Below are 2,186 nucleotides of genomic sequence, written 5' to 3' on the forward strand. Positions count from 1 at the left end.
GCACCCATATCCAATCCCCAACAGTATCTCCGGACAGGTTATGATTTTCCTCTCCAGCATTAATTATGTTGCCTTGCAACACACGGCGACCTCTTATTTCATCAGAATTATTGCGCAACCCCGCAGCATAAGTATTAAGCTCTGCCTCACCGCTCATGCGCATACAGCCAAGAAGCTCTGTATATTCTGGATCGCTGCGCCGGAAAAGATAGAGAAATTCAATTTGATCCTGATCTCTCTGAAATTCTGTCCAATAAAGCCAGCGAACACCACCATGAAAATAAGGGGAGCTTAACTCAGTGGTGAATTGCATGACTTTATTGCCGACTGGTGTAGAAACTTCCGCAATACCCGTATCACCTCCGAAATCACTGGATCCGGGAAGACGCTGAATAAATACATCTCCAACCGGATTATAGCCTGTCTCATAGGCATTGGGGTCAAATACAAATACTTCACCTTCAGGCTCCGGTTCCGGAATTTCCTCAAAGACGCCTGTCACGCTTGTGTCGGTGTCCATGACCAGCACCAAAGAAGTATCTGTGCCGGAAGCATCGCCACTCCAGCCCACAAATTCCCAACCATCGGCAGCAACAGCTTCTAGCTCTACACTCTCACCGGACTCGTATTCCGACAAATCAGGTGTACGGATTATGCTCCCCTCCCCCTCAACTGAAATGCTCAGAGTATACAATCTTTCAAACAAGGCAGAAATATTCTTATCTTCGTCAACAACCAGGGTCACAGGAGTTTCACTCCCGGACAGATCACCCTGCCACTGCACAAAATACCACCCATCACCGGCATGCACTGACAACTCCACCATTGATCCATCCATATACTCGGTCTGGTCCGGGTTCACCTTTACTTGCCCCTCACCGGTTACGGAAACACTAATCTCCCACATATCCGGTTCAGGCGGCTGCTCCGGAACGGAAGGATCTAATTCTGCCAGTTCATGAGGGTATTCCGGAATATCTTCATCAGGATAATACTCCACTGCCCCGATATCCGGCCCCATACCCCAGGGGCGTTCACGTCCGTAAAAATCGGACAGCACCGCCTGCAGTTCCAGGGAACCTGCATCAATAATCAGCGCGTCATGAGGGGGAACAAAGGCAAAGTCATGTTCCTCCGGCCAGATGGAAGCCGAAACAACTGAGTTCTGGTCCAATCCCGACTGATCCTGAAAAGAAGAAAGGGAAAAAGAAAATACAGGAAAACCTATTTCATCGATCCAGATATTGGCTATTTCCTGGGAAGCTCTGGCATAGGCGTTATAGTCAGAGGTATTCCCCTCATCCAGAAAGTCTGGAATATACAGCCCCAGATCCACAATCAGGCTGTCGCTGAAAAGGTTGTTCTGAATATGATTATTTTGGAAAAGCGGGCTATCACCCATGGAATCCATGGCGGTAAAGGCATACTCATTTGCATGGAACGTATTGAATAGAACGTGGGTATTGCTGGTGGAGTCCAGGCCAGCTGCATAAAAATTTTCATTAAAAATATTATTTTTGACAATAATACTGTCTGTTTCCTCGGCATATACTCCCAGTATATTGTCCTGAAAAAAAGACTTTTCCAGGACAATATCCTTGCTTTGGCTGTCCATGGAAACGCCGAACATGTGGTTGCGCCAGGCCAGGTTGTTTTCGATGGTCAGCCCGCTGCATCCGTCGGTAATATTAATCCCCCCGGGCTTGAGTGAGAAATCGAAGTTCCTGGTATTGTTATAACTCTGCTCATTGCCGCTCATCAGGATCTGCCGTTCTTCCCCCTGGTCTTCATGTCCCCTGAGTACCAAGCCGGCATAACCGTTGAGGAGAAAGGTGTTGCCCGACAGAAGATGGTCCCGGCCGGAAAGGGATAGACCGGACATATCCGCCATAAGGAAAAAGTTGTCTTCCAGCTTCCAGCCTGTTCCACTGATATTGAGCATGGAGACTTCTTCACCAGAGGTGCCGGTATTGGAATGGGCGAACACCAGTCCTTCAAGATTGATATAATCCAGGCTGTTGGGGGCCAGGAGAAAATCCCGCACCGATGCCTCCATTACATAGTTCTCTGGAGATGATCCGTCAGGCAGCCATACGTACAAAGAGCCCATGTCTTCATCATACCAGAAGGAACCGGGATACATATCTGAAAAATCACTGCCCACCACCGGCAGGGCTGTATCTCCA

1 protein-coding gene is annotated in these 2,186 nt (G+C 48.4%); it reads right to left on the bottom strand.

Annotation, left to right across the window (positions count from 1 at the left end):
- On the bottom strand, positions 1–2,186 hold a 2,186-nt coding region (locus tag D5S03_RS11365), incomplete at both ends, for an InlB B-repeat-containing protein (RefSeq protein ID WP_287044077.1).

It is taken from the genome of Desulfonatronospira sp. MSAO_Bac3, assembly GCF_003838035.1.
Classification (GTDB): domain Bacteria; phylum Desulfobacterota; class Desulfovibrionia; order Desulfovibrionales; family Desulfonatronovibrionaceae; genus Desulfonatronospira; species Desulfonatronospira thiodismutans.